The following is a 25,618-nucleotide window of genomic DNA, read 5'->3' on the forward strand; positions in this document are numbered from 1 at the left end:
ACAGTGCCCTGATCCTAACAAATCTCTTCCCCAGAAGCGGTGGATGCCTTGGCGGCGATCGCGTCCTCTATCAGCGGCTTGCAGCATGGCTTAAAAATCAGCCCCTGACGGCGCAAATCTACACCGAAGAGGAACTCCAATCGCTTTTGGGTCTCTCCCTTCCCCCAGGGCTAAAATCAGGGTTCAATCCTCTCAACAGGAGCAAATTCCTCTTGCTTAGCCGCCAGCGATCGCGGGAATGATGCTGACTTCGTCGCCATCCTTGAGGGGCGTTTCAATGCCATTGAGGAAGCGAATATCCTCATTGTTGACGTAGAAATTGACGAATCGCCGCAGTTGGCCACTTTCATCGCAGAGGCGCCCTTTAATGCCGGGGCAGTCCTGCTCTAGCTTTTCCAGAAGCTCAGCGATCGATTGGGCTTGACACTCCACCGTTGCTTGATCGCGGGTGAGCTTTTGCAAGGGCGTCGGAATCAAAACAGTAATAGCCATAGACCTCTACAAACCATCCATAAACTTCAACACAGCGTCGGGAAAACCGACTAGACCAATACCGGTTGCCAATCCAACCGTTCGAGGGTGCGCGATCGCTCTAAGGCACGCTCAAAGCTAGCCAACTTGGGTTGGATCGTCAGGGGTTGACCAATGTCGTTTTGCACTGCCTCTTGGGTTTTCAGGCCGTTGCCGGTGATATAGACCACCGTCACCTCTTCGGGGTCAATTTTGCCCGATTCCACCAATTTTTTAAGAACGGCAATTGTGGTACCGCCAGCGGTTTCCGTGAAAATACCTTCCGTTTCCGCCAGCAGCTTAATGCCTGCCACAATTTCTTCATCGGTGGCGGCTGCGATCGCCCCATTGGTTTTGCGGGCAATCTCTAGGGCATAGACCCCATCGGCGGGGTTACCAATGGCAATGGACTTAGCAATGGTGTTGGGCTTCACGGGTGCCACAAAATCCCGCCCCTCGGCATAGGCTTGGGCAATGGGGGAGCAGCCCACTGCTTGGGCACCACTACAGCGCACGGGTTTATCCGCCACCAGACCCACTTCCACAAATTCGCGGAAGCCCTTGTAAATTTTCGTGAACAGAGAGCCAGAAGCCAAGGGAGCCACAATGTGGTCAGGAAGCTGCCAGCCCAACTGTTCAATCACCTCATAACCGAGCGTCTTTGACCCTTCCGAATAGTAGGGGCGCAAATTGATATTGACAAACCCCCACCCGTGGGTATTCGCCACTTCCGAGCACAGGCGATTCACTTGGTCGTAGTTGCCCTCAACGGCCATTACCGTTGGCCCATAGATGAGCGTCCCCAAGACCTTACCCGCTTCCAGATCCGCTGGAATAAAGACACAGCAATCTAGCCCTGCATGAGCCGCGATCGCCGCCGTTGAATTCGCCAAATTGCCGGTACTGGCACAGGAGACGGTCGTAAAACCCAATTCCCGCGCCCGCGTCAACGCCACCGATACCACCCGATCCTTGAAGCTCAAGGTGGGCATATTCACGGCATCGTTTTTGATGTACAAATGCTTGAGTCCGAGTCGCCGAGCCAGCCGCTGGGCTTTGAGGAGGGGAGTCATCCCTGTGCCCACATCAATGGGGTTGGCCGATGTCACAGGCAAAAAGGGACGGTAACGCCAAATGGACTTTGGCCCCGCCTCAATCGTGCTGCGCGTCACAGCTGCTGCCAAGCGCTCTAAATCGTACTTCACCTCTAGGGGGCCAAAACAGTATTCGCAGACATGAATGGCTTGGGGTTCGTACTCGGCGCCACACTCTTTGCATTTGAGGTGGGTAAAATAGGCGGTTTCGGTGGTAGAGGTCAACGTTGCGGTCATGGGTCTCAGCCTGCCTCAGACAAGTTGTTGACCATCCTAGCAGGGGGCGATCGCCCTGTCAAATATATCCGACTATTTTTATCGGGATTTGAATGGCCATAAAAATTCTCCCCGTTTTCCTTGGAGATGTGCTGCTAATCAGCGGTTGGCGCTATCCTAGGGCTTTTTGAGGCTTCAGCGAATGGGGGTATGCACGGTCACCCGCTTCGTGCCATCGGGAAATGTTGCTTCGACTTGTACTTCTGTGGGCATTTCCGGCACCCCCTCCATGACATCGTCACGGCTGAGCAGCGTTGTGCCATAGTTCATCAAATCAGCAACTGTGCGCCCCTCCCGCGCCCCTTCCAAAATGGCAGCAGAAATATAGGCCACTGCTTCGGGATAATTGAGCTTGAGACCCCGTGCTTTACGACGTTCGGCCACAAGAGCGGCGGTAAAAATCAGGAGCTTGTCTTTATTCTTGGGGGGACAGTTGCATCGTTCCTCAGGCTAAACACTCACTTTGGCCTCTATCTTAACTTGTAGCTTTGGTGCCCAGAAAATCAATGAGCGATAAAGTCAAACTGCGACAACACTATCTTGAATGGCGGCAGCACCTGAGCGATCGCGAGTGGCAAGATCGCAGTCAGCGCATTTGTCAGCACTTGCTTGATCATCCCCAGTTTCAACAGGCAACCACAGTGTTGACCTATGTGCCCCATCGCCGCGAACCCGACTTGCGCTTCCTCTGGTCACTCCCGAAACAGTGGGGCTTGCCCCGTGTCGTGGGTCAGGATTTGCGGTGGCATTGTTTTAATGGCAACCAAGACACTCTCCAGCAAGGACGCTATGGCCTTTGGCAACCGCCCCCCGAAGCGCCCCCGATTGATCCAGCGTGTGTTGATCTCTGCCTAGTGCCTGCCGTTGCCTGCGATCGCCAAGGCTACCGTCTCGGCTATGGCGCCGGTTTTTTTGATCGCCTCTTTGCCCACCCCGATTGGCAGCACGTGTGTCGCTGGGGAATTGTCTTTGAGTCAGCCCTTCTAGCAGAATTGCCCCGTGACCCGTGGGATCAGCCACTGCAAGCTATCTGCACTGAATCAGGCCTCTTGGCAATCAGCTAAAGCCCCAGTTTTGCCAACACCGGTTGCATTGAAACCACGTGTTTTCTCAAACCCAGTTCCTCAGGACGCAGGCCAAGGGCTAGACCCACCAGTTGCGGCAGATGGAGAATCGGCAAATTGAGGGTAACTCCCACCTGCTGGGCAATTTCTGGTTGGCGAGCATCCAGATTCAAATGACAGAGGGGACAGGGGGTGACAATGCAATCCGCGCCATGGGCGATCGCGCTCTGGAGTCGTTGTGCCGCCATGGCAAAACTGGCCGCCGTCGCATAGCTGGAAATGGGCCAACCACAGCACTGGGTACGTCCCTCATACTCGATGGGGGTAGCCCCAACTGCCTCAAACACCTGTTCCATTGAGGTGGGGTGAATTGGGTGATCAAAGGGCAGCCTCTCTTGGGCACGCAGCAGATAGCAGCCATAAAAGGCCGCACAGCGCAGTCCCTTGAGGGGACGACGGACGCGATCGCGCAACTCGTCAATGCCCACATCGCCGATAATCGCCCAGAGCAAATGCTTCACTTCTGTGGTGCCTTGGTAAGGAGCGCAGCCCTGTTGCGTCAACACTTGGTTAATTTCTGCCACGTACGCCGGGCGATCGCGCTGAAAGGTCTTGAGGCGTTCATCCACATGGCCAATCACCCCCTGACAGGTGCTGCAATGGGTCAACAGGGGCAAAGCCAACTGTTCGGCAAGGGCAATGTTGCGGGCATTGACGGTATCTTCTAGCAGCCACGAATTCTCCTTAAACGTGCCTGAGCCACAACAACTGGCTTCCTTCAGTTCCACCAGCTCGATATTCAACAGGGGGGCGATCGCCCGCGTTGAGAGGTCTAATTCCCGACAGGCCCCTTGAGCCACACAACCGGGATAATAGGCATAGCGTAAAGCAGACATACAACTTGAAACGCCTAAAATCTGCCCCTAGTCTAGCCAATCATCACAATCACTCGTGTGTCCTACTGCTCAGGTATAATCCTAGGATTTAGAAACCAATCCTTGTTTTTTAGTCAAAAGTCCGTGTTACCATAAACCAATTTCTTGCAGTTCTTTCAACAACCCATGCCATAGGAGTGTTATCTTGCGTTACTTATTTAGTTCGGAGTCCGTCACCGAAGGCCACCCCGATAAGATTTGCGACCAAATTGCCGATGCCATTCTGGATGCGCTGCTCACCCAAGACCCCCAAAGTCGCGTTGCCGCTGAGGTCGTCGTGAATACGGGTCTGGTGCTGATTACTGGGGAAATTACCACCAAAGCACAGGTCAACTACGTCAACCTAGCACGGCAGAAAATCCGTGAAATTGGCTACACTGATGCTGAAAATGGCTTTGCCGCCAATAGCTGTGCCGTTATCGTTGCCCTTGATGAGCAATCCCCCGATATTGCCCGAGGGGTGGACACGGCTCAAGAAGCACGGGAACGTCTCAGTGATGCCGAATTAGATCGCGTTGGCGCCGGTGATCAGGGCATTATGTTTGGCTATGCCTGCAATGAAACCCCTGAGTATATGCCCCTGCCCATTAGCTTGGCTCACCGCATGGCGCGTCGCTTGGCTGCTGTCCGCAAAACGGGTCAACTTCCTTATCTGCGTCCCGATGGCAAAACTCAAGTCACTGTCATCTACGAAGATGGCCAGCCGGTGGGCATTGATACCATCCTGATTTCCACCCAACACACGGCCACCATTGGTGACATCAGCGACGAAGCCGCCGTTCAAGAAAAGATTAAAGCCGATCTATGGGAAGCCGTCGTCAACCCTGTCTTTGCGGATCTGGCAATTAAACCCGATGACAAGACCCGCTTTCTCGTCAACCCCACGGGCAAATTTGTCATTGGTGGTCCTCAGGGGGATTCGGGACTCACAGGACGCAAACTGGTGGTGGATACCTACGGTGGTTATGCCCGTCACGGGGGCGGTGCCTTTTCCGGGAAAGACCCCACCAAGGTCGATCGCAGTGCTGCCTACATGGCTCGTTACATTGCCAAAAACATTGTGGCCGCAGGCCTAGCCGACAAATGCGAGTTACAGATTAGCTATGCCATTGGTGTGGCTCGCCCCATGAGCCTCTTTGTGGATACCTTTGGCACGGGTAAACTTGCCCCAGAGCAACTGCTGGAGTTAATTACAACCCACTTTGATCTGCGCCCCGCTGCCATTATCCAAACCTTTGGTCTGCGCCACTTGCCCCAGGAGCGCGGTGGTCGCTTCTACCAAGATGTGGCTGCCTACGGTCACTTTGGGCGTCATGACCTCGACCTACCTTGGGAAAAACTCGATAAAGTCGCCGATCTGCAAGCCGCTGCCGCTCAATTTCTAAGCGCAGTCTAGGAACATATTGGGGGGGATTTCTCCCCCCTGCACTACTGGGTGACTCGTTGCAGGCAGGTTTGTGCCGTGTTGGTGAGCATCTGGCGCACTTCGGGATTGACATTGGTCTGTACATCTTCACCGATCGCCTGAAATTCTGCCAAGGTGAGCGAGGATTGCAGTTCATTGATCACACAGGTACAGTAGGCATTGCCGTATTGCGCCATTTGCGGCACCTGTTGTTGCAGGGCAGTCGTACATTCACTGGTAAATCGGGAAACCACTTCTGGGGGGTAGGGAGCAGCGATCGCCCCCCCGCCGAGGGACACCGCACTTAAAACCGTCAAAGAGATGGATGATTTTTTGAGTAAAGACATTGTTTCTATCCTTCGTGTATCAAAGTTTCATGCCCATTCTTTAGGGACTTCTCTAGTCTAGGCAGGTTCCAGAGAATGTGCCACTTTGGGCGATCGCCACAAAACGCAGATTTACATTCCTAGGGGCAAACGTTAAAGTAGAGGATTGGACTACTACAACACCGTTCACCTTAGCCCTATGACCCTATACAACCCCTCTTTGTACGAAGAACCCATTTCCCAAAAGAACTTAACCGCTGCGGGTCGTTCCGATCGCTCCATTTTGGAATGGTTACAGCAAACGGGTCGATTAATTGCCCGTGATGCCAATGAGACAGACCCGATCGTGGATAGCACCCTCGATGATATGGGTGAAATTGAGGAATTTGTTGGTGACTCCTTGGGCGATTACGACGAAGAAGATGACCTAGGGCTTGAGGAGTAGGGCACCAATCCCCCTATTATCGGAGTGATGTGCTAGAGCTATCCCCATGCCCTCCACCAAAACCACGGCTGCCATTGAACCCCGTTGGCTGACAGGACAGCGACTTTTTGGCCTTCTCGCTATTGGCCTGCTCATGGCTAGCATTGCCTACGATACCGGAGCAAACCACTGGCAACAGCCGTTGAAAACCTTGACACTGCCTTGGTTGGTGAGCTTTGCCATCGTTGTAGGGCTAGGGATGGCGGTGGTGCCCCTGTTGCGGCGGTTGAAAACTGGGCAGATTATTCGCGAAGATGGTCCACAATCTCACCTGCAAAAATCGGGCACACCGACAATGGGGGGAATCTTTTTTGTGCCGACGGGGTTAGGTCTAGCCCTCCTGTGGACTGGAGTTGCGCAGGGGAAAGTATCCGCAACGGTGGGGGCGATCGCCCTCCTTGTTCTCTGGTATGCCGCCATTGGCTGGTGGGATGACTGGCAAGTTCTGCGGCGCAAATCCAACAAAGGGTTATCGGCGCGGCTGCGGCTCCTCCTTGAGGGCATTGGGGCAGCTCTTTTTTGTGCTTGGCTGGTGGGCAGTGATCCAACGGCAGCGGTGGTGACCGCGCCTTGGGGGTGGGTTTGGCCTTTAGGGATCGCCTTTATCCCTTTGGCGATTTTTGTGCCGATGGCGGAAGGGAATGCCCTCAATCTCACCGATGGTCTCGATGGTCTTGCCGCGGGCACGGCGGCGATCGCCCTCCTCGCTTTAGGCATGATTCTGACCGCCCATCCCGATTTGCAAATTCTGGCAGTGGTCATGAGTGGTGCCTGCCTCGGCTTTCTCTGGCACAATCACCATCCGGCACGGGTGTTTATGGGGGATACGGGTTCCCTAGCCCTTGGGGCACTCCTTGCGGGCATTGGCTTGGCCAGTCATCACCTCTGGGAACTGTTGATTGTCAGTGGTCTTTTCTTTGTGGAGTCTCTCTCAGTCATTGCCCAAGTGCTCTACTACAAAGCAACCAAAGGTTCCGATGGCGTGGGCAAACGGCTGCTGCGGATGGCCCCTCTACACCATCACTTTGAATTGGGGGGCTGGTCAGAACTGCGGGTGGTGAGTACGTTTTATGGGGTGGTTGCCCTCTTGGGACTGCTCTGTGGCCTCCTGCAATGGTTGGCTTGATGGGGGAAGTGCAATGAAAGCAGCAGTACTCTACGGCAAAGAAGATGTCCGCATTGAAACCGTCGCCGATCCCACGCCCGGTCCCGGAGAAGTGGTGATTCGTGTTCAGGCTGCCACTACCTGTGGTACCGATTTGAAGGTATGGCGGCGCGGCGGTCATGCACGGATGCTAACGCCACCGATTCTCTTTGGCCATGAAGCGGCCGGGGAAATTGTTGCCCTTGGGGCTGGGGTGACCGGCTGGCAGGTGGGCGATCGCGTGGTAGCGAATAATTCTGCCCCCTGTGGCCAGTGTTTTTACTGCCAACGCCAAGCCTTTTCTCTCTGTCCCCATCTGGAGTTTAACAATGGCACGTTTGCCGAGTATCTAAAAATTCCCGCCAGCATCGTCCGCCAGAATCTGCTGCCTATTCCGGCGTCCCTCTCCTTTGCCTTAGCTGCCCTCACCGAACCCCTCGCCTGTGTCCTCCACGGTGTGGCTCGCTCTGGCTTTGACCCCGCAATGGTTGAAACGTGGCCAAGTCCGCCGCAAATTGTGGTGCTGGGGGATGGTGCCATTGGCCTGATGTTTATGGGGGTTCTGGCACAGCAGGGAGCACGGGTTCTCGCCTTTGGCGGTTCCGATCAGCGGCTGGCGATCGCCCGCACATTCGGGGCAGAGCAGATAGTAAATCATCACCAGTGCAGCGATATTCCTGCTGTGGTTAAAGACTGGACCCAAGGACGGGGTGCCGATATTGTCATTGAAGCCACTGGCGTACCTGAAGTCTGGGAAACGGCGATCGCCTGTGGTCGCCCCGGTGCCACCATTAACCTCTTTGGTGGCTGCCCCCGCGAAACTTCGATCCGCGTTGATACCGAACGCCTGCACTACGAAGAACTCACCCTCAAGGGGGTCTTTCACAACACACCCACATTTGTCCGCCAAGCCTTGCAACTGATTGCCAGCGGCACATTGCCTTTCGAGAAACTGATTAGTGGCCAAGCCCCCCTCACGGAGATTGAAAACGTCTTGCAAGGAATGAAGGCGCGCCAAGTGATTAAAGTAGCGCTGCAGCCCTAGCTATTCCCGCAGGAGCAAATAGTACAACTGCCCCGGTGTATTGATCAGACCCGCCCGCGCTTTGGCCACCTCCCCCGTGCCCATGAAAATATCGACACGACCCGGCCCGCGAATGGCACTCCCCGTATCCTGATCCAAAACAAAACGGCTGACGGGGGTTTGCTGCCATTGGCCTTGGGCTTTGAGGGGAATTTTCGTGTTGATCACCGCCAAGGCACCCGGAGGCATCAGGGACTTATCAGTGGCGATCGAACGCTCTGGAATCACCGGCGTTGAGAGACTGCCCGTGGGGGGGCGCCCTTGGGTATGTTCAAAAAAGACAAAGCTGGCATTGCGAGGTAAATAGCGATCTAACTCAGCGGGGTTGGCCTCAAAGTAAGCCATGAGGCGCGGTAGCGTCAGTTCCTCACGGGGAATTTTGCCATCGCGAATGAGTTCTTGGCCAATACTCGTGTAGGGGTGATTGGTCTTACCGGCATAGCCCACCGTAAAGCGGCGACCATCGGGCAGTTGCAGCTCAGCCGACCCTTGGACGTGAACCAGAAAGGCCTCTAGGCGATCGCGCAAATAGACCAGTTCCAGACCCCGCAAAGGCCCATTGCGCCACTGCTGACCATCCGCCCCTTCCAGTTCCAAGCGGGTTGGGTGCGGCTCTCGCCACTGCTCAAAATTGGGGGGGCGACGAAATAGGGGATAGCGGTATTCTGCGGTGGGCACTAAGCTGGCACGATACGTCGGTGCATAATAGCCCGTGAAATCCACTCGCCCTTGGCCATCGGTGCCAATGGATTGATAAAAGACAAATTCTCGCTTGACAGATGCTTGCAGTTCTGCCGCAGAGCGACGGGTTTGTACCAGATGGCGAAAGCGTTCGAGGGAGCGGATCACTCGCTGATGGAGATTGGGGCCAAGGGCGGCGCCGGGTTGACCGGGAGCAGTGTAGGCGGCGTAGTCGCGGCGTGCTTTATCGCTGCGCAGGTAACGCAAACTATGATCAATGGCCTCCAGCAGTCGTGCTCGTTCCCTGGGGGATTGCCAAAGGGCCGTATCTAGGGCAACCCTTGGGGGCAGTTGGCTTTGGCGCGTTAAGGGAGCAACCGTTGGTGCTGTGGCGATCGCGCTTGTTGCGAGGATCACGACCCCCTGAACCCATCCTGCGAATAAACCCGCCATAGACGTTAGGCAAACCGATCCACACTAGAGGCAAACACGGGTTCTACCCGAATTGCAAATACCTTTGAGGGGCGCACCACCATGTATTCCCCTTGAATGTTTTTAATGGGAACGGAAATAAAGTCGTTGGAATCTGCTTTGGCCACTAACTCGTTGCTGTACCACTTCTGGAAGTCTTGAATGGTGGGGAAGCGCACCTCCTCACGGTGACCGCCATCCAGAAATAAATGCACCGCAAATTCAGAAGGGGTTCTGGGCATAGGCGCGATCGCTCATCCTCATCATGCACATTATTCCCCTATTATCGCCGCAATCGGTGGCTTCAGGCACTAGGGACCGCCAGTGAGGGGACGGGGGGCGCGATCGTAGTACTGGGCTGTCATCGCTGGGTTGAGAGCGCGAGCACGCTCATAGTCCCGTTGCGCCAATTCCACATTGCCACTATCGAAGTGAGCCATGCCCCGACTATAGTAGGCAGCAACAAATTGCGGATCCCGTGCTAGGGCAGCATCAAAGTCGGCAATCGCCGCTGTGTAGTTTTGCAGAGCCAGATAGGCCATGCCGCGGTTGTAGTAGGCGGCAATAAACTGGGGATCGTTGCGCAGCGCAGTGCTAAAGTCCGCGATCGCCCGCTGCATATCCCCTTGGTCATAGTAGGCTAGGCCGCGCGCAAAGTAGTAGTCAGCACTGGGGTTGAGTCTGATTGCTTGGCTAAAGGCATGAATGGCAGCGGCCAGATCACCCGTACCTTGGTGCATTAATCCCACGTTGTAGTAGTCCTCGGCACTGCGGGGCACGAGGCGTTGCAGTTCTTGCAGTTCAGGAGGTGTGAGGGTGGCGATCGCCATGGGCTGTGCCACAGCAGCACTGCTGAGACCAACAAAAGCAGCTAAAACTGTCAAAGCACTGAAGAGTTGTTGGCGCATCGTCGGCCTCCTTTGGGCATCGCTCAGCCTTACTTCGATCCTAAAAGAAAATGAAGAAATCGCCCAGCAAACGATAACAGTTGTAATAAGTCGCTCGCTCCGACCCTTTTCTTGGCTACATACACAGCATTGCGCTCTGGAGTCGTAGTGCATGCCATGCTTGGGAAAGGGCTGTATGTTGATATCTTTAAGTTTTTCTGCGCAGAGGGCAGTGCGCGAGCTCTTGGATCAGATGTGATCTAGGGCACTGGCGCCGAACTCAAAGTCATGTTCAAAGGAGCTTGTAATTAACGATACGCCCAAAACTCTCCGGCTGCAAACTAGCGCCACCCACTAGCACCCCATCAATTTCTGGCTGCGCCATGATCGCATCAATGTTGTTGGCATTGACCGAGCCACCGTACTGAATGGGGACATCGGGATTCTGTAACTTGCTGCGAATCAGGCCAATGACACGGTTGGCTTCCGCTTCTTCACAGGTATCGCCCGTACCGATCGCCCAAATGGGTTCGTAGGCAATCACCAAATTGCTCTGATCCACATCCACCAAGTCCAGGGTCAACTGCTGAAGGATGTGGTTTTCAGTTTCCCCAGCATCCCGTTGGGCTTTTGTTTCACCGACACAGAGAATGGGGGTCAGGCCATAGTGTTGGGCAGCCTTGAGCCGTTGGTTGACCGTAGTATCGGTTTCCCCAAAATACTGCCGCCGCTCACTGTGGCCAACAATCACGTAGCGCACGCCCAACTCCACCAGCATCGGTGGCGAAATTTCCCCTGTAAACGCCCCTTGATCCGCCCAGTGGACATTTTGGGCACCCAGCTTCACCCGCGTTCCGTGCAGACTCTTGGACAATACACTTAAACAGGTGTAGGGAACACAGAGCACCACCTCGCGATCGCTGGGGGTGTCCACCAATTTCCCTAAGAACTCCTGTAGGAAGGCCACCGCCTCCTGTTGAGTTTTGTGCATTTTCCAGTTGCCAGCAAGAACTTTTGGGCGCACTCGTCCTGACTTTCCTCTGCGAAACTTAGCGTAATTAAGCGTACCACACGAGTTGCCTCATATAATTAGAGGTTTAACTGAGGAAGTGGCTCAGACTTAACCCAGCTTGTCCCAAACCGCCGCAATTCGGGGAGATTGACGCTTGGGTTGCACGCGCGGAGTCCGCCGTCCGAGTTTGACTTGGTAGGTGTCGTTGTCAACTGTCACATAGCCGAGTTGGCGAACCTCTGCGAGGGTGGCACTGACCTCTTGCGCAGACCACTGCAACTGCTCAGCCAATTCTGGCACGGTGAAGGGCGTTGGCTGGCGCATCATCAGTGTCAAGAGCGATCGCTGGCGATCGGGCAAAACCAACAAATCTGCTGGATTGAGACCCCCACCGCAAGCACTGCTAGCATTTTGACTGTCTATCATTGGCAATGTTCCTCAATGGCAGTGACTGGCAGTGGCACTCGAGAAGGATCAAAAGGATCAAAATTCAGTCAGTCTCCTTACTCCTAGGCTACCCTAATCCAACAGATGCTGCACAACACTCCTGACAACGAGACTGTAGGGATGCTCAGGGTAGCGTAAACAGAAAATATCGCTGCTCCCCAGTTGAAACATTTCTTCACAAACAGGCAAGATACCTGCAACGGGCACACCATAGGTCGTTTCCACCTGCTGCTTGAGGGAGTCCTTATTAAAGGCGCTGGGGACTTTGTTCACCACCATCACCATTTTGGGCACATCCAGCTGCCGCGCCACATCAACCGTGACCGCTGTTCCTTGAAAGTCTTGGCGATCGGGTCGCAGAATCAGCACCAAGGCATCGGAGACTGTAATCGAGAGCAGCGTTTCCTCATTCAGCCCTGGGTGGGTATCAATGAGCAAAAAGTCGAGATTCAGCCCTTGGAGCAACTGCTGAAAACCATCATTGAGCAAGCCGACATCGTAGCCTTCCCGCAGCACACGGGTAATTTCACTGGTTTTGAGGCTAGAGGGAATGAGATAGATTGCTCCTTTGGCTTGCTGGCCGTGAGCCGTAATCAGATGGCTGACATCCCGCGCCACATCAGTAATTTCACAGCGTCCCCACAGGTAGTCATTCAGGGCATGTTCCGTATCTTCCGACTCAAGGCCAAAGAGCACATGGATACCGGGGGATTGAATATCCGTGTCCACGATCGCCACCCGATAGCCCAAGGTTGCCAAGGTACAGCCCAGATTTGCTGTTGTATTTGACTTGCCTGTGCCACCACGAAAAGAATGCACAGAAATAATGCTACCCATGAGCTGTCCTCGCTGCTCTGAACAATTCAACGTCTATTTTCACATCCTGCCGTCGAGGAAACATCTCATCCCAAATTCAGAAGATAGAATCCAAACGGCCAGCCCATCAGACAAGGGGTCATTCCGCGTCTTGGAAATACTGCTGGGCGTAGAACTGGGCGTAGCGGGCAGACTGGGCAAGTAGTTCTTGATGGCTGCCACTTTCAATGATCCGCCCCTGCTCTAAGACAAGAATGCGATCGGCGCGACGAACCGTGGCCAAACGGTGGGCAATAATAAAGACGGTGCGCCCCTTCATTGCCTTTTCGAGAGCACTTTGCACCAAGGCTTCCGATTCAGAGTCCAAAGCAGAGGTGGCCTCATCCAAGATCAAGATACGCGGATCGGCATAAACTGCACGAGCGATCGCCAGTCGTTGGCGTTGACCCCCAGAGAGATTAATCCCCCTTTCCCCGACCCATGTCTGATAGCCATCGGGAAACTGAGTAATAAAGTCATGGGCATTGGCGATTTTGGCGGCCTCAATCAGTCGCTGCCAATCCGGTTCAGAGTAACCAAAAGCAATATTTTGGGCAATACTACCTGAGAAAAGAATCGTTTCCTGAGGAACAATGCCAATTTGCCGCCGCAGGCTTTTCAGGGTCACAGTTTTAATATCAATGCCATCAATCAACACTTTTCCCGCTTGGGGGTCATAAAACCGGGGCAACAGGTTAACAATGGTGGATTTACCTGCTCCTGAATGTCCCACAAGGGCAATCACCTCGCCCGGCTCCGCCAAGAGATTAAAGTCCTTGAGCACGGGACGCTCTAGATCATAGCCAAAGCACACATCTAGGTATTGCACTTTGCCAGAAATGGGGGGTAGGGGCTGCGCATGGCTCATTTCCTTGATCGTGGGTTCGAGAGCCAACAGGCCAAAGCTACGCTCCACCGACGCCTGTGCCATTTTGAGTTCATTGTAATCAGCAGAAATCATATTAATGGGTTCCATCAGTAGCGCTACTGCAGCAACAAAGCTGAGGAACTGTGGCCCTGTGAGATGACCGGCATTGATTTGCCACGCCCCCAAGATAAACAGCAGCATAATGCTCAGAGCCTCAAGAAACCCCACCACCGGGTATTGCATTGACTTAATGCGTTCTGCACGGTAGCGAGCACGACGGTTCATATCAGCCTGCTGTTCAAACTGCTCTACAGCATAGTCCTCAGCCGCAAACGCCTTAATCAGACGAATCCCCGAAAAAATCTCCGTGAGGTGGGAGGCCAAATCCGCAATGCGGGCTTGACTCAGGCGCGACTGTCGCAACAACCGATTGCCAAACCAAGCGATGAGAAACGTCATCAGTGGCGCAATGATCATCGTCCCCAATGTCAGTTGCCAGTTGAGGTAGAACATATAACCAATGACGGCAACTGTGGTTAAAGTTGAGGGGATGAGGCGATGAAAACTGCTATTGACCATGACGCCAATGCGATCCACATCCTCAGTGAGGCGGTAGGTGAGATCGCCGGTCGCTGCCTTTTCAAAATAGTCCACCCCCAAACGATGCAGATGACGGTACAGCCGCACCCGAATGTCATAGACAATCCGTAGGGAAATATCGGACATTAGGACATCTTGGCCAAATTGGCAAAAACTACGACCGACAAACAGCAGCGAGGAGGCGGCACACCATTGAATCAGGCCTATCAAATCCCCTGCCCCGATGAGCTTCGCCGCTTGGCCAATGAGGTAGGCGATCGCCGGCATGGTCGAGACGTAGCCGAGGGTACACAAAAAAGCGACCAGCAACCGTCGCCGATAGGGAAGGATATAAGCAAGTAACGGCCGGTAGCTGGTATTCCAAAGCATGGGCTATTTTCCAATGCAAAAACGGCTAAAGATTTGTTCTAGCACAGACTCCGTCACCTCTTCCCCGGTTAGGGTACCAAGGGCACGAGCGGCAGCATGCAGGTCAATTGTCCAAAAATCGAGGGGGAGTTGGGCATCAATGGCCGCAAGCACATGATTCAGGGATTGGTGAACCTGCTCCAAGAGCGCGGCTTGACGTTGGTTGATGGCAAAGTCTAGGTTAGCGGCGGTAACCCCTTGGCCTTGGACAAGGTCTAAAATGGCGTCCTCGAGAGACTCAATTCCCCTTTGACTGAGAGCCGAGAGCAGCACAGTGGGAATGGGGGCAATGGGCAATGGAATATCTTGAACCTCTACGGTTTCGCTGAGGAGATCAGCTTTATTCAAAACCACCAAGACGGACTGAGGCGCTTGCTGCCGCCGCTGTTGCAGCTCAAGTTGGTCGTAAATCTCCTGATCGGCGGCTGTCCACCCTTGACTGGCATCAATGACAAGGAGGATGAGATCAGCACTGGCTGCGGCTTGGCGCGATCGCTCGACGCCAATTTGTTCGACAAGGTTATCGGTCTCGCGAATGCCGGCCGTATCAAGCACTTGGATTGGAATGCCACCCACGACCAATTGGGACTCGACAATATCGCGGGTGGTGCCGGGTAAATCTGTCACAATGGCGCGATCGCTACGGCTCCAAGCATTGAGCAGACTCGACTTACCGACATTGGGGCGACCCACAATGGCCACTTTTAGCCCAGTGCGGATCAGTGCTCCCCGTTCTGCTGTGGCCAAAAACGCTGCCACTTGGTGTTGCAGCTGGCGAATGTCCTCAGCAATGGCTGCGGGGTCAAGGGGGGGTAGCTCGTCCGTAAAATCGAGTCGCGCTTCAATTTCCGCCAAGAGGGATAAACAGGTCTGACGAATCTGCTTGAGGGGGCGGGCGAATTTTCCTGTCAGACCCGCCAAAGCAATTTGAGCGGCGGTTGTGGATTGGGCAGCCACCAGTTCAGCCACACTTTCGGCTTGGGTGAGATCAAGGCGACCGTTGAGGAAGGCGCGTAGCGTAAATTCCCCCGGCTCGGCGAGGCGTGCCCCGGCGGCGACACACAGTTGCAGCACGCGCTGGACAGGGATGAGGCCACCATGACAGTGAAATTCCACCACATCTTCGCGGGTGTAGGAGCGGGGCGCCAGCATTAACAGCAGGAGCGCTTCATCGACCCGTTCCCCAGTTTGGGGGTCGCGGACATAACCATAGAGAATGCGATGGGATTCCCAAGGCTGCTTGCCGGGGGCTTCAAATAAAGACTGAGCGATCGCGACTGCTTTGGCGCCTGAGAGACGGACAATGCCAATACTCCCTTGCTGGGGCACAATAGCCGTGGCGATCGCCACAATCGTGTCATGAAGGGATTGCACTAGCGTTGGCGCTATGACGCCCTAGAGACTCATCTCGGCGGCTTGCACTTTCTCGACCTGTTTCTTCTTCAGAACCAGCAGAATCTGCGAGAGGGTGATGGCGGCAAAGAAGACCAACAGCCACTTAATGCGGTTGGGATCCTGCAGGACAATTTCCGTATCCTTTTGCCCAAAACCACCCACATTGGGATTGTTGGTGAGGGCTTCACCCGCTGCCACCGTTTGGCCTTCACTGACAATGAGGTCAGGGCCAGCGGGAATGGTCTCTGTCACTGCTTCACCACTCTCGGGGGTGATCACCACCGCAGTACTGCCATCGGGGTTAGCGGTAATACTGGTAATCGTGCCCGCGATCGGTGCAGTAAAGACGTTATTGTTGCTCTTTTCACCATTGGGATAGACTTGGCCGCGACCGCGGTTGCCCCCAGCGTGAACGGAGTATTTACCGAAGTGGATCGATTTATCCGTGGCAGGGTTGGGGGCGAGGACGGGGAAAACAATTTCCTGATACTGCTCACCCGGTAAGGGCCCCACCAGAATAATGTTTTGCTTGTCCTCACTGTAGGGCTGGTAGTAAATGCCGCTGGTTTTGGCTTGTAACTCCTCGGGAATGCGATCGGGAGGAGCAATTTTGAAACCCTCGGGCAGCATGAGAACTGCACCGACATTCAGACCGCCCTTAGAGCCATCCCCCAACACCTGTTGCACACGGGTGTCGTAGGGAATTTTCACCACGGCTTCAAAAACGGAATCGGGGGTGACGGCTTGGGGCACTTCCACTTGGGTGGGTTTGGCGGCGAGGTGACAGTTGGCACAGACAATTCGCCCGGTCGCTTCGCGAGGACTGTCATAGCCCTGCTGCGCATAAAATGGATAGGCCTGTGCTTGCGGTGACCAAAGAAGCACACTGGCGGCAAGGGCGATCGCCAGCGTCAACGATTTGAAAAAGCGTTTCATACCACTCCCTAATTTCTTTTTACGTCCACCAAGGTTCTTTGCCCGTGCGGAAATCGGTTTCCGTCCAAGGGGTAAACACCAGTTTGTCATCTTCGGTAACCGTGGCATTCACCAGTGCCAAGGAGAGGGGAGCAGGGCCACGCACCACTTTACCCGTGCTGTCGTATTGAGAGCCGTGGCAGGGGCAAATGAACTTGTTTTCACTGACATTCCAAGGCACCACGCAGCCAAGGTGAGTGCAGACGGCATTCAAGCCGTAATTGGCAATTTGGTGATCCTCAGTAACAATCACGTAGGTGGGATCCCCTTTAATCCCTTGGGCAAGGGAGCGATCGCCCGGCAGGTGCTTCGTCAGGTAGTCGGAAACCTTAATATCGTTGCCTAATGCATCCTTGGCAACTACACCACCACCCGTGCCGCCACTGGAGGGCGGAATGAAATACTTGACGACAGGGTACAGAGCGCCCAACGCTGTACCGGTAATGGTACCAAACGTCAGCAGGTTCATAAACTGTCGCCGCCCCATATCGGGCACATCAGACATTCCAGAAACTTGAGCCATGGTTTACGCTTATTTACTAAGGAATCGAAACGAACAGCCGTAAAATAATTACGTTTGTTAACTATTATCACACTGTCCGAGCCGTCCTAGCCGCAAGGGCTGAAATTCTTGCCAATGCTGACGCCCCTCACTGGTGATGAACTCCATGCCTTGCTCCTGCGCAAATGGGGGCGCTCCTTTGACCTTCAGTTTCGCCGCGTGGGCGATCGCATCTTTTTGCAAGTGATGTGGCGTTACCTCGAGCAGGCCTCCTATCCCGATACGCCTGAAGATTATGCCGCCCACCTTGGGGCGATCGCCCAGCACCTCAATGACTGGGGCTGTGCCCAGCAAGTTTGCACCTTTATTGAGACCACCCGTGAGAAACCCCGCCTCGGCAAAGCGGTGAATATTCCCCTCAACCTTGGCACCCGCATTATCGAATGGCTGGAATAGCTGCCCTTAGCAGATTTTTGAAAAAATGTTAAGAATGTTAAAAAGGATTGCGATGATGTGGGAGATGTCCCCCCTATGCCTGAGAATGTTTGCGGAAGGTTACGTCAGCCCGTCGGGTTCATCGCCGTACCTATCTCTCCTACAGGAGTGCGGTGAATCGTAACATTCCAATGGCAAATGCCACATTATCAAGACCCTTGTTTTACAATTCCAACTTTGGAGGAACTCAATGAGCGTCGTCACGAAATCGATCGTGAATGCAGATGCCGAGGCCCGTTACCTCAGCCCCGGTGAACTGGATCGCATTAAAAGCTTTGTCAGCACCGGCGAGCGCCGTCTGCGCATTGCCCAAACCCTGACCGAAAACCGCGAGCGGATTGTCAAGCAAGCGGGCGATCAACTCTTCCAAAAACGGCCTGATGTGGTCTCCCCCGGTGGCAATGCCTACGGTGAAGAAATGACCGCCACCTGCCTGCGTGACCTCGACTACTACCTGCGGCTTGTGACCTACGGTATTGTTGCGGGTGATGTCACCCCCATCGAAGAAATTGGTTTGGTGGGTGTGCGTGAAATGTACAACTCCCTCGGCACCCCCATTCCTGCCGTGGCCGAAGGGATCCGCGCCATGAAGAACGTTGCTTCCTCGCTGCTGTCTGCAGAAGATGCCGCTGAAGCCGGTTCTTACTTTGACTTCGTGATTGGCGCCATGCAGTAGGTCGCCTCAGCATCCTTCATTGATCCATCATCCAAATCAGTTTTTGAGGAAAAAGAACTATGCAAGACGCGATTACCGCTGTCATCAACGCCTCTGACGTACAAGGCAAATACCTCGACACCGCCGCCATGGAGAAGCTGAAAGCTTACTTCGCAACTGGCGAACTGCGGGTGCGGGCTGCGACCGTGATCAGCGCCAATGCCGCCAATATCGTCAAAGAAGCAGTGGCCAAATCTCTGCTCTACTCTGACATCACCCGTCCCGGTGGCAACATGTACACCACCCGTCGCTATGCGGCCTGTATCCGCGACCTCGACTACTACCTGCGCTATGCCACCTATGCCATGCTGGCTGGGGATCCTTCCATCCTCGATGAGCGGGTGCTCAATGGGTTGAAAGAAACCTACAACTCCTTGGGCGTGCCCATCGCTGCCACTGTGCAAGCCATCCAAGCTATGAAAGAAGTCACCGCCAGCTTGGTGGGTGCCGATGCCGGCAAAGAAATGGGCATCTACTTTGACTACATCTGCTCTGGCTTAAGCTAAGTACAGCTCTCCAGTCGCACATCTGTCTGGGAGTTAGGGGTTAGAGTGTCAGCCTGTCATGGCAATTGTGCTTAAACAGTCTGAGTCTGGCCTTTAGCTCCCAGACGTGTAATCACCCTACACAGATTTGGAGTCCCATCCCATGCGCATCTTCAAAATTACCGCCTGTGTGCCGAGTCAAACCCGTATTCGCACCCAGCGCGAACTGCAAAACACCTATTTCACAAAACTGGTGCCCTACGAAAACTGGTTCCGCGAGCAACAACGCATCCAAAAAATGGGTGGCAAAATTGTGAAAGTGGAACTGTTTACGGGTAAGCCGGGGGTCAACACTGGTCTAGCCTAGGTACCCCTCTAAAACTGTTTCCTAGCGATTTTGAGGCTTCACTGTTGAGATAGTTGATTGGGGGGGTGCTCCCTTCTGAGGCAATTATCTGGGCAGTGGAGCTTTGCTCATTAGAGAAGCTTTAGAGAACTTTTCCCAAGGCTGCTAAACGAGAAAACGCTCCCAGCCATCGCCATATTGGAACCGCATTTTCGGGAAAACGGCCTCTAAATTCTCGTGGGGGCGCGGGATCACCGTTGACGACAGATAGAGCGTTTTTTCCTTAGGACTTTGAGCTGGAATTTTTTTGGCGGCTTCCACACCCGCTGCAACCGCAATTTGCACTTCAGAAACGTCGCCGCGCACAATAATCGTCAGGCGAGCACCACTGACCACTTCATAGCCCACAAGGGTAACACGCGCCGCTTTCACCATGACATCGGCAACGGCTAAGGCAGGGGGATGACCCAGTACTTCTACCATCCCAAGGGCAATGGGCATGAAGACCGCTCCTAAACACAAAAATTTGTTAAAGTAATGCCATTCTTGCGATCGCGAAGGGATGCACTAATTTGGCAACATCAGCATATCATCTCTATTGAGAGCCTTGATAAGTTCGAGGGGCGATCGCGATAATTGATTTTTATCGCCAAAATCATCTTTTCTGATTGAGTCTTTTTTGAGGGTATTGCAAGTTTAAGCCTCAGAACGCCCCACCCCCATCAGCTTGGCCAAGCCAATCCCCGTAAAGTAGAGGGCAAGCAGAGCACCCGCCAACAGTCCTTGAGTAATCGGATCAATGGAGGGGGTCAAAACCGCTGCCACGGCTACGGCAATAATCACCACGTAGCGCCATTGGCTGAGCATTTGCGGGATGGAAACAATGCCGAGGGCAATGAGTACCAACTGGAGAATCGGGACTTGGAAGGCAAGGCCGGTGGCAAGGAGCAATAGCAAAATAAAATCCACATAGCGATCGATCGACCACAGTTGCTCAACCACATCTGCCCCATAGTTAATGAAAAAGCCAAGGGCTGCGGGTGCCAAGAGGGTATAGGCAAAGGCCAAACCGGCAATAAAGAGAATGGATGAACCAAAAACCACCGGTGCCAGCAAGCGTTGCTCACGTCGTGTCAATCCCGGCAGGATAAAACGGATGGCTTGGTAGAGAATCATCGGTGTCGCTAGGAGGATGCCACTGTAGGCCGCCGCTTTACAGGAGACAAAAAAGTACTCCCCCGGACTTAGTTGCAGGAATTTCGCACCATGGGCTGGTTTTTCAAGGAACTGAATGATCCAGCGGACTTGGGTAAAGCAGAGAACAATGGTGACAGCAACAGTGCCGAGGACAACAAAGAGCCGCTGTCGCAACTCCTCAAGGTGATCCCAGAGGGACATTTCCACTTCATTGGGCAGTTCATCCTCAGGGTCAATGGGGTCGCTTGCCTCAAGGGTGCTGTCAACAATCGCTGAGGATTCTGGAGCCGGACTATCAATATCGGGCGATCGCGTCATTCAATCTCTGCAATTCCTACTCTTTCACAATTATGAAGGAAGTGCCGACGGGGTTCCACCCTCTCTTCAGCAGTGATGTAGCTCTTTTTACAGGGATGGCACACACTGAAAACAGCCAAAGCAGCTACCAAACAGGAGCATCCCCCCTTCTTTACCCCCTAATTGTCGAAAAGCGCTTTAGCTAGAGTTTTCTGAATCCTTGTCCTGCTTTTTACAATGATAGGAGAGCGTAAGAATTATAATGCGTTAGCGCTGCCCCAAGGGGTCGCAATTCAATTCTGCAATCTTGATCACCTGCACTGACACTCGTCTATGTCCTTAATGGCAATTCCCCGCAGTTGGGGTAAGCTGCCGCTGACGGCTGAACTGCTCAGCAAATTACAACACCAACGGGAACTGATCCTCACGGGGATGCCCCGCCTTGTCAAGGGCTTTGTGGCCACCACATTGGCGCAGCAGAGTCAGCAATCGCTGTGTGTGATTACTTCCACCTTAGAGGAGGGGGGACGCTGGGCGGCGCAATTGGAACTCATGGGTTGGGAGGCGGTGCTCTTTTACCCGACATCGGAGGCCTCTCCCTATGACCCCTTTGACTTGGAAGCGGAGATGGTCTGGGGGCAACTGCAAGTTCTAGTCGAGAGCGATCGCCCCAATATTGCAATTGTCACCACCGAACGGGCACTGCAACCCCATTTACCCCCACCAGAGCAGTTTCGTGCCGCCTGTCTAACTTTAGAGGTGGGTCAAGAGCACTCCCTAGGGGAAGTGGCTACTGCCTTGGCAGCCCTTGGTTATGAGCGGGTTTCTCTCGTGGAAACGGAAGGTCAGTGGAGTCGGCGCGGCGACATTGTGGATATTTTCCCCGTCTCGGCGGAGCTACCGGTGCGCTTGCAGTGGTTTGGCGATGAGATTGAGTCCATTCGCGAGTTTGATCCGGCCAGTCAACGCTCCCTACACACCGAGGGCGATCGCCTTGATGCCCTTGCGCAGGTAACCCTGACGCCCATTAGTTTTACTCCCCTGATTGCCCAAGCCCTGCGGGCAGCAGATCACGCCCATCTCATTTCGGAGGATCAAGAGGGATTGCGGCGCTATCTGGGGGTGGCTTTTCCGCAACCGGCTTCGCTCTTGGATTATTTGCCTGCCCAAACCCTCATTGCCGTGGATGAGCCGCCCCTCTGTGCTGCCCATGGCGATCGCTGGTATGAGCACAGTCAAGCCTACTGGCAAAGCCTTGAAACGCCACCCCCCCCCATTCATCGTCCGTGGTCAGCCAGTGCCCAAGCCCTCGAGCGGTTTCAACGGGTGCACCTCTACGAACTGGCCAGTGAGGGACTCGGTCTCAATTTATCAGCACGGGCGGTTCCAGCCATTCCCCACCAATTTGGTCGCTTGGCGGCAACCCTGCGGGAGGAACGGGACAAGGGGTACACCGTGTGGTTGGTCTCTGCGCAGCCGAGTCGCTCTGTAGCCCTGTTGCAGGAGCATGATTGCCCCGCCCAGTTTGTGCCCAATCCCAAGGACTTTCCGGCCATTGATAAGCTGCAACAGCAGCGACTGCCCATTGCCCTCAAGGCCAGTGGTCTAGCGGAAATTAGTGGCTTTATTTTGCCTACGTTCCGCACGGTGCTGGTGAGCGATCGCGAGTTCTTTGGCCAGCACAACCTAGTCAACCTTGGCTATGTGCGCAAACGCCGCCGCGCTGCTGCCAAACAGGTGGATCTCAACACGCTTCAGCCGGGGGACTACGTCGTCCATCGCCAACACGGCATTGGTCAGTTCCTGCGCCTAGAAACGCTAACGATTAACAACGAAACCCGCGAGTATCTCGCCCTGCAATATGCCGATGGCATTCTCCGCGTTGCTGCCGATCAACTCAACAGCCTCTCCCGCTACCGCAAACAGAGCGATGGCGTTCCCCAACTCAATAAGTTAACGGGCAACACTTGGGAACGTACCAAAGCCCGGGTGCGCAAGGCCATTAAAAAAGTAGCGGTGGATCTGCTGCAACTCTATGCTCAACGTGCCCAACAACAGGGCTTTGCCTTCCCTCCAGATACACCGTGGCAGCAGGAAATGGAGGACTCGTTTCCCTATCAGCCCACTCCGGATCAACTCAAGGCCATCCAAGAGGTTAAGGCCGATATGGAGAGCGATCGCCCCATGGATCGGCTGGTCTGCGGTGATGTTGGCTTTGGCAAAACCGAAGTGGCCATTCGCGCTATTTTCAAAGCCGTGATGGCAGGCAAACAGGTGGTGGTTCTTGCACCCACAACGATTCTGACGCAGCAGCATTACCACACCCTCAAGGAACGCTTTGCCCCCTATCCCATTCAAGTGGGACTCCTCAACCGCTTTCGCAGTGAGCGGGAGCGCCAAGACATCCTACAAAAACTCAAAACCGGCGAAATGGATGTTGTCGTGGGCACCCATCAACTCCTGAGCAAAACCGTTAAATTTCGGGACTTGGGGCTACTGGTGGTGGATGAGGAACAACGCTTTGGCGTCAACCAAAAGGAGAAAATCAAAGCCCTCAAAATCCAAGTGGATGTGCTCACCCTCAGTGCAACGCCAATTCCCCGCACCCTCTATATGGCTCTGTCGGGGGTTCGGGAGATGAGCCTGATCACCACACCACCCCCCTCGCGGCGCCCGATTCAAACCCACCTTGCCCCCTATGACCCAGAAACGGTGCGCAGCGCGATTCGCCAAGAACTGGATCGGGGGGGTCAAGTTTTCTATGTCGTGCCGCGGGTTGAGGGGATTGAGGAGGTGGCGGCAAAGCTGCAAGGGATGGTGCCCAGTGCCCGCATTCTCATTGCCCATGGTCAGATGCCCGAAGGGGAGCTGGAATCGACGATGTTGGGGTTTAGCAATGGCGAGGCCGATATCCTTGTCTGTACGACCATCATTGAGTCCGGCTTGGATATTCCCCGCGTCAATACGATTTTGGTGGAGGATGCGCAGCGGTTTGGCTTGGCACAACTTTATCAACTGCGGGGTCGGGTTGGCCGAGCGGGCATTCAAGCCCATGCGTGGTTATTTTACCCCCGCCAAGAGGTGCTGACTGAAGCGGCACGCCAACGATTGCGGGCAATTCAGGAGTTTACCCAACTGGGATCGGGCTACCAACTGGCAATGCGAGACATGGAAATTCGCGGTGTGGGCAATCTCCTAGGGGCGGAGCAGCACGGTCAACTGGACAGTGTTGGCTTTGATTTGTATGTGGAACTGCTCGAGGAGGCGATCGCTGAAATTCGTGGCCAAGAGATTCCCACCGTTGACGATACCCAAGTGGATCTCAATGTCACTGCCTTTATTCCCGCCGACTATATGCCCGATTTGGAGCAAAAGATGGCCGCCTACCGCGCGGTGTCCGCTGCAACGACAAAAGAAGACTTGATGCAATTGGCGGCAGAGTGGAGCGATCGCTATGGGGCATTGCCCAAATCAGTTCAGCAACTGCTGCGGGTTGTGGAACTCAAGCAACTGGCACGGCAGTGTGGCATTAGTCGCATTCGCCCGGAAGGCAAGCAACATGTGATCTTGGAAACTCCGATGGCGGAGCCAGCATGGAAACTGCTCCTAGAGCAACTGCCCACCCATCTCCAAAGTCGGTTTGTCTATAGTCAGGGCAAAATTACCGTGCGGGGTCTAGGGACGCAACCGGTGGAGAAACAACTGGCGCAACTCATCGACTGGTTCAGCCAAATGAAAACAACCGTTGCAACAACCCCCTAAAGCACGGATTGCGGATCTAGTTGGTCTAAAAGGGGCTGAAGAACCGCTTCCCAAGGGGGGAGGGGAGTCCCCAAAACCGCCTCCAACTTCTCGCAGTTGAGGGTGGAAAAGGCGGGTCGCTTGGCCGGTGTCGGATACTCACTGCTGGGAATCGCCTCTAGGGTGGCAGTTGCATAGCCCTTGGCACGCAGGTGATCAAAAATTTTTACCGCAAAGCCATACCAACTGGTACTGCCGCGGGGCGTCAGGTGATAGAGACCGCTCAAGGAGGGATCCGCCTGCCAGCGTTCCAGCAGTTGATAGGTGACTTGGGCAATGAAGGGGGCAGCCGTGGGCGTACCGATTTGATCGGCAACGACCCGAACCACAGGACGGGTTTGGGCAAGGCGAACCACGGTGCGCAAAAAGTTCTTGCCCCGCAGGTCATACACCCAACTGGTGCGCAAGATCAGGTGGGCGGGGTGATGGGTGGCGATCGCCTGCTCTCCTAGCCACTTACTATAGCCATAGGCATTGAGGGGGGCAGTGGCATCCGTTTCGCGATAGGGTCGCGACTGCGTACCAGCAAACACATAATCCGTCGAGTAGTGAATCAACAGCCCTCCCAAAGAGGCCATCGTTTCTGCCAAAAGACCCACAGCTGTGCCATTAATCCGTTGTGCCCGTTCCGGTTCCTGTTCCGCCTGATCCACGGCAGTATAGGCCGCCGCATTGATGACCACATCGGGGCAAAGGGTTTTTACTAGGTTGGGAATGGCCTCTAAATCTTCCAAGTCCAGTGTTACGGCAGTGCCTTGGCGAGCAATGGGAATGACTTCTACCCCTTGGGGAGCCTGCTGCACCAATTGCCAGCCCACCTGCCCCGTTGCCCCCAAAATCACTAGCCGCATTTTCCGCC

At 54.4% G+C, this 25,618-nt stretch carries 27 protein-coding genes and 1 pseudogene; 10 read left to right on the top strand and 18 right to left on the bottom strand.

The window, feature by feature from the left end:
* Positions 1–216: 216 nt before the first annotated feature.
* The 3 genes and pseudogenes from RHH27_RS05900 to ureA form a co-directional block, all read right to left on the bottom strand.
* Positions 217–492, bottom strand: a complete 276-nt coding sequence (locus RHH27_RS05900; RefSeq protein ID WP_302676484.1) for a MoaD/ThiS family protein — start codon at positions 490–492, stop codon at positions 217–219.
* 50 nt (positions 493–542) lie between these two features.
* Positions 543–1,841: a threonine synthase gene (gene thrC, locus RHH27_RS05905; protein WP_302679090.1), complete on the bottom strand. Its 1,299-nt coding sequence runs from the start codon at positions 1,839–1,841 to the stop codon at positions 543–545.
* Between the two features lie 174 nt (positions 1,842–2,015).
* Positions 2,016–2,319 (bottom strand): annotated as a pseudogene (gene ureA / locus RHH27_RS05910) (urease subunit gamma).
* Between the two features lie 67 nt (positions 2,320–2,386).
* Between ureA and RHH27_RS05915 the strand changes: the two are divergent.
* Complete coding sequence (locus tag RHH27_RS05915) at positions 2,387–2,944, top strand: 5-formyltetrahydrofolate cyclo-ligase (protein WP_206201470.1); 558 nt, start codon at positions 2,387–2,389, stop codon at positions 2,942–2,944.
* On the opposite strand, the gene RHH27_RS05920 is transcribed toward RHH27_RS05915, so the two are convergent.
* A complete protein-coding gene (locus tag RHH27_RS05920) occupies positions 2,941–3,840 on the bottom strand; it encodes a CoB--CoM heterodisulfide reductase iron-sulfur subunit B family protein (RefSeq protein WP_206201471.1) in 900 nt (299 codons plus the stop codon). The genes RHH27_RS05915 and RHH27_RS05920 overlap by 4 nt on opposite strands.
* Positions 3,841–4,024: 184 nt before the next feature.
* On the opposite strand from RHH27_RS05920, the gene metK reads away from it, so the two are divergent.
* Positions 4,025–5,275, top strand: a complete 1,251-nt coding sequence (gene metK / locus RHH27_RS05925) for a methionine adenosyltransferase (RefSeq protein WP_206201472.1) — start codon at positions 4,025–4,027, stop codon at positions 5,273–5,275.
* A gap of 32 nt (positions 5,276–5,307) precedes the next feature.
* Here metK and RHH27_RS05930 read toward each other — a convergent pair whose 3' ends face one another.
* A complete protein-coding gene (locus tag RHH27_RS05930) occupies positions 5,308–5,631 on the bottom strand; it encodes a hypothetical protein (RefSeq protein WP_206201473.1) in 324 nt (107 codons plus the stop codon).
* A gap of 178 nt (positions 5,632–5,809) precedes the next feature.
* Between RHH27_RS05930 and RHH27_RS05935 the strand changes: the two genes are divergently transcribed.
* The 3 genes from RHH27_RS05935 to RHH27_RS05945 are packed head-to-tail and all read left to right on the top strand — an operon-like array spanning position 5,810 to position 8,283.
* Positions 5,810–6,055, top strand: a complete 246-nt coding sequence (locus RHH27_RS05935) for a DUF3134 domain-containing protein (RefSeq protein ID WP_149817500.1) — start codon at positions 5,810–5,812, stop codon at positions 6,053–6,055.
* Positions 6,056–6,101: 46 nt separating this feature from the next.
* Complete coding sequence (mraY, locus tag RHH27_RS05940) at positions 6,102–7,220, top strand: phospho-N-acetylmuramoyl-pentapeptide-transferase (RefSeq protein ID WP_302679091.1); 1,119 nt, start codon at positions 6,102–6,104, stop codon at positions 7,218–7,220.
* 13 nt (positions 7,221–7,233) lie between these two features.
* Entirely contained in the window at positions 7,234–8,283 is a 1,050-nt protein-coding gene (locus tag RHH27_RS05945; protein ID WP_206201475.1) for a zinc-binding dehydrogenase, read from the top strand.
* Here the strand turns inward: RHH27_RS05945 and RHH27_RS05950 are convergent, their stop codons facing one another.
* The 10 genes from RHH27_RS05950 to petC form a co-directional block, all read right to left on the bottom strand.
* Entirely contained in the window at positions 8,284–9,456 is a 1,173-nt protein-coding gene (locus RHH27_RS05950) for a murein transglycosylase A (RefSeq protein ID WP_302679092.1), read from the bottom strand.
* Positions 9,457–9,461: 5 nt separating this feature from the next.
* Positions 9,462–9,716: a hypothetical protein gene (locus tag RHH27_RS05955; RefSeq protein WP_149817491.1), complete on the bottom strand. Its 255-nt coding sequence runs from the start codon at positions 9,714–9,716 to the stop codon at positions 9,462–9,464.
* 69 nt (positions 9,717–9,785) lie between these two features.
* Positions 9,786–10,382, bottom strand: coding sequence for a tetratricopeptide repeat protein (locus tag RHH27_RS05960; RefSeq protein ID WP_302676478.1), 597 nt, complete (start codon positions 10,380–10,382; stop codon positions 9,786–9,788).
* 271 nt (positions 10,383–10,653) lie between these two features.
* Positions 10,654–11,385: a triose-phosphate isomerase gene (gene tpiA, locus RHH27_RS05965; RefSeq protein ID WP_206201478.1), complete on the bottom strand. Its 732-nt coding sequence runs from the start codon at positions 11,383–11,385 to the stop codon at positions 10,654–10,656.
* A 96-nt stretch (positions 11,386–11,481) separates the two neighbouring features.
* On the bottom strand, positions 11,482–11,799 hold the full coding sequence (locus RHH27_RS05970; protein WP_302679093.1) for a MarR family transcriptional regulator: 318 nt from the start codon (positions 11,797–11,799) through the stop codon (positions 11,482–11,484).
* Positions 11,800–11,892: 93 nt separating this feature from the next.
* Positions 11,893–12,657, bottom strand: a complete 765-nt coding sequence (locus RHH27_RS05975; RefSeq protein WP_149817487.1) for a MinD/ParA family protein — start codon at positions 12,655–12,657, stop codon at positions 11,893–11,895.
* Between the two features lie 118 nt (positions 12,658–12,775).
* Complete coding sequence (locus RHH27_RS05980; RefSeq protein ID WP_302679094.1) at positions 12,776–14,512, bottom strand: ABC transporter ATP-binding protein; 1,737 nt, start codon at positions 14,510–14,512, stop codon at positions 12,776–12,778.
* 3 nt (positions 14,513–14,515) lie between these two features.
* Positions 14,516–15,925: a tRNA uridine-5-carboxymethylaminomethyl(34) synthesis GTPase MnmE gene (mnmE, locus tag RHH27_RS05985; protein ID WP_302679095.1), complete on the bottom strand. Its 1,410-nt coding sequence runs from the start codon at positions 15,923–15,925 to the stop codon at positions 14,516–14,518.
* Between the two features lie 21 nt (positions 15,926–15,946).
* Positions 15,947–16,882, bottom strand: coding sequence for a cytochrome f (petA, locus tag RHH27_RS05990; RefSeq protein ID WP_149817480.1), 936 nt, complete (start codon positions 16,880–16,882; stop codon positions 15,947–15,949).
* 19 nt (positions 16,883–16,901) lie between these two features.
* On the bottom strand, positions 16,902–17,444 hold the full coding sequence (petC, locus tag RHH27_RS05995) for a cytochrome b6-f complex iron-sulfur subunit (protein WP_149817478.1): 543 nt from the start codon (positions 17,442–17,444) through the stop codon (positions 16,902–16,904).
* 114 nt (positions 17,445–17,558) lie between these two features.
* On the opposite strand from petC, the gene RHH27_RS06000 reads away from it, so the two are divergent.
* The 4 genes from RHH27_RS06000 (at position 17,559) to RHH27_RS06015 (ending at position 19,485) form a co-directional block, all read left to right on the top strand.
* The gene (locus RHH27_RS06000; RefSeq protein ID WP_149817476.1) at positions 17,559–17,879 is read left to right on the top strand and encodes a DUF3067 family protein; all 321 of its coding nucleotides are present in this window, start codon (positions 17,559–17,561) and stop codon (positions 17,877–17,879) included.
* Between the two features lie 229 nt (positions 17,880–18,108).
* Positions 18,109–18,594, top strand: coding sequence for an allophycocyanin subunit alpha (apcA, locus tag RHH27_RS06005; RefSeq protein ID WP_149817474.1), 486 nt, complete (start codon positions 18,109–18,111; stop codon positions 18,592–18,594).
* A gap of 59 nt (positions 18,595–18,653) precedes the next feature.
* Complete coding sequence (gene apcB, locus RHH27_RS06010; RefSeq protein WP_149817471.1) at positions 18,654–19,139, top strand: allophycocyanin subunit beta; 486 nt, start codon at positions 18,654–18,656, stop codon at positions 19,137–19,139.
* A 142-nt stretch (positions 19,140–19,281) separates the two neighbouring features.
* Positions 19,282–19,485 carry a phycobilisome linker polypeptide gene (locus RHH27_RS06015; protein WP_206201483.1) on the top strand — a complete coding sequence of 68 codons (204 nt, stop codon included), beginning with the start codon at positions 19,282–19,284 and terminating at the stop codon, positions 19,483–19,485.
* 144 nt (positions 19,486–19,629) lie between these two features.
* Here RHH27_RS06015 and RHH27_RS06020 read toward each other — a convergent pair whose 3' ends face one another.
* Together RHH27_RS06020 and tatC are read right to left on the bottom strand one after the other, a co-directional pair.
* Positions 19,630–19,965, bottom strand: coding sequence for a carbon dioxide-concentrating mechanism protein CcmK (locus RHH27_RS06020; protein WP_024125880.1), 336 nt, complete (start codon positions 19,963–19,965; stop codon positions 19,630–19,632).
* 195 nt (positions 19,966–20,160) lie between these two features.
* Complete coding sequence (gene tatC / locus RHH27_RS06025) at positions 20,161–20,979, bottom strand: twin-arginine translocase subunit TatC (protein ID WP_149817467.1); 819 nt, start codon at positions 20,977–20,979, stop codon at positions 20,161–20,163.
* A 312-nt stretch (positions 20,980–21,291) separates the two neighbouring features.
* Here tatC and mfd point away from each other — a divergent pair, with 312 nt between their 5' ends.
* The gene (gene mfd / locus RHH27_RS06030) at positions 21,292–24,720 is read left to right on the top strand and encodes a transcription-repair coupling factor (RefSeq protein WP_302679096.1); all 3,429 of its coding nucleotides are present in this window, start codon (positions 21,292–21,294) and stop codon (positions 24,718–24,720) included.
* Here mfd and rfbD read toward each other — a convergent pair.
* Complete coding sequence (rfbD, locus tag RHH27_RS06035) at positions 24,717–25,610, bottom strand: dTDP-4-dehydrorhamnose reductase (RefSeq protein WP_302679097.1); 894 nt, start codon at positions 25,608–25,610, stop codon at positions 24,717–24,719. The genes mfd and rfbD overlap by 4 nt on opposite strands.
* Positions 25,611–25,618 lie beyond the last annotated feature (8 nt).

Origin of the sequence: Thermosynechococcus sp. PP555 (assembly GCF_031583225.1) — a bacterium.
In the GTDB taxonomy this organism is placed as follows: domain Bacteria; phylum Cyanobacteriota; class Cyanobacteriia; order Thermosynechococcales; family Thermosynechococcaceae; genus Thermosynechococcus.

What these genes read in the sequence shown, in the direction of transcription:
- RHH27_RS05955 (WP_149817491.1), bottom strand. Translation starts at nt 9,716, where the DNA reads ATGCCCAGAACCCCTTCTGAATTTGCGGTGCATTTATTTCTGGATGGC.
- rfbD (WP_302679097.1), bottom strand. Translation starts at nt 25,610, where the DNA reads ATGCGGCTAGTGATTTTGGGGGCAACGGGGCAGGTGGGCTGGCAATTG.
- RHH27_RS06000 (WP_149817476.1), top strand. Translation starts at nt 17,559, where the DNA reads ATGCTGACGCCCCTCACTGGTGATGAACTCCATGCCTTGCTCCTGCGC.
- thrC (WP_302679090.1), bottom strand. Translation starts at nt 1,841, where the DNA reads ATGACCGCAACGTTGACCTCTACCACCGAAACCGCCTATTTTACCCAC.
- apcA (WP_149817474.1), top strand. Translation starts at nt 18,109, where the DNA reads ATGAGCGTCGTCACGAAATCGATCGTGAATGCAGATGCCGAGGCCCGT.
- tatC (WP_149817467.1), bottom strand. Translation starts at nt 20,979, where the DNA reads ATGACGCGATCGCCCGATATTGATAGTCCGGCTCCAGAATCCTCAGCG.
- RHH27_RS05915 (WP_206201470.1), top strand. Translation starts at nt 2,387, where the DNA reads ATGAGCGATAAAGTCAAACTGCGACAACACTATCTTGAATGGCGGCAG.
- RHH27_RS05975 (WP_149817487.1), bottom strand. Translation starts at nt 12,657, where the DNA reads ATGGGTAGCATTATTTCTGTGCATTCTTTTCGTGGTGGCACAGGCAAG.
- RHH27_RS06015 (WP_206201483.1), top strand. Translation starts at nt 19,282, where the DNA reads ATGCGCATCTTCAAAATTACCGCCTGTGTGCCGAGTCAAACCCGTATT.
- petC (WP_149817478.1), bottom strand. Translation starts at nt 17,444, where the DNA reads ATGGCTCAAGTTTCTGGAATGTCTGATGTGCCCGATATGGGGCGGCGA.
- RHH27_RS05920 (WP_206201471.1), bottom strand. Translation starts at nt 3,840, where the DNA reads ATGTCTGCTTTACGCTATGCCTATTATCCCGGTTGTGTGGCTCAAGGG.
- petA (WP_149817480.1), bottom strand. Translation starts at nt 16,882, where the DNA reads ATGAAACGCTTTTTCAAATCGTTGACGCTGGCGATCGCCCTTGCCGCC.
- RHH27_RS05945 (WP_206201475.1), top strand. Translation starts at nt 7,234, where the DNA reads ATGAAAGCAGCAGTACTCTACGGCAAAGAAGATGTCCGCATTGAAACC.
- RHH27_RS06020 (WP_024125880.1), bottom strand. Translation starts at nt 19,965, where the DNA reads ATGCCCATTGCCCTTGGGATGGTAGAAGTACTGGGTCATCCCCCTGCC.
- RHH27_RS05935 (WP_149817500.1), top strand. Translation starts at nt 5,810, where the DNA reads ATGACCCTATACAACCCCTCTTTGTACGAAGAACCCATTTCCCAAAAG.
- apcB (WP_149817471.1), top strand. Translation starts at nt 18,654, where the DNA reads ATGCAAGACGCGATTACCGCTGTCATCAACGCCTCTGACGTACAAGGC.
- RHH27_RS05900 (WP_302676484.1), bottom strand. Translation starts at nt 492, where the DNA reads ATGGCTATTACTGTTTTGATTCCGACGCCCTTGCAAAAGCTCACCCGC.
- RHH27_RS05960 (WP_302676478.1), bottom strand. Translation starts at nt 10,382, where the DNA reads ATGCGCCAACAACTCTTCAGTGCTTTGACAGTTTTAGCTGCTTTTGTT.
- mraY (WP_302679091.1), top strand. Translation starts at nt 6,102, where the DNA reads ATGCCCTCCACCAAAACCACGGCTGCCATTGAACCCCGTTGGCTGACA.
- RHH27_RS05930 (WP_206201473.1), bottom strand. Translation starts at nt 5,631, where the DNA reads ATGTCTTTACTCAAAAAATCATCCATCTCTTTGACGGTTTTAAGTGCG.
- RHH27_RS05950 (WP_302679092.1), bottom strand. Translation starts at nt 9,456, where the DNA reads ATGGCGGGTTTATTCGCAGGATGGGTTCAGGGGGTCGTGATCCTCGCA.
- mfd (WP_302679096.1), top strand. Translation starts at nt 21,292, where the DNA reads ATGTCCTTAATGGCAATTCCCCGCAGTTGGGGTAAGCTGCCGCTGACG.
- RHH27_RS05970 (WP_302679093.1), bottom strand. Translation starts at nt 11,799, where the DNA reads ATGATAGACAGTCAAAATGCTAGCAGTGCTTGCGGTGGGGGTCTCAAT.
- RHH27_RS05980 (WP_302679094.1), bottom strand. Translation starts at nt 14,512, where the DNA reads ATGCTTTGGAATACCAGCTACCGGCCGTTACTTGCTTATATCCTTCCC.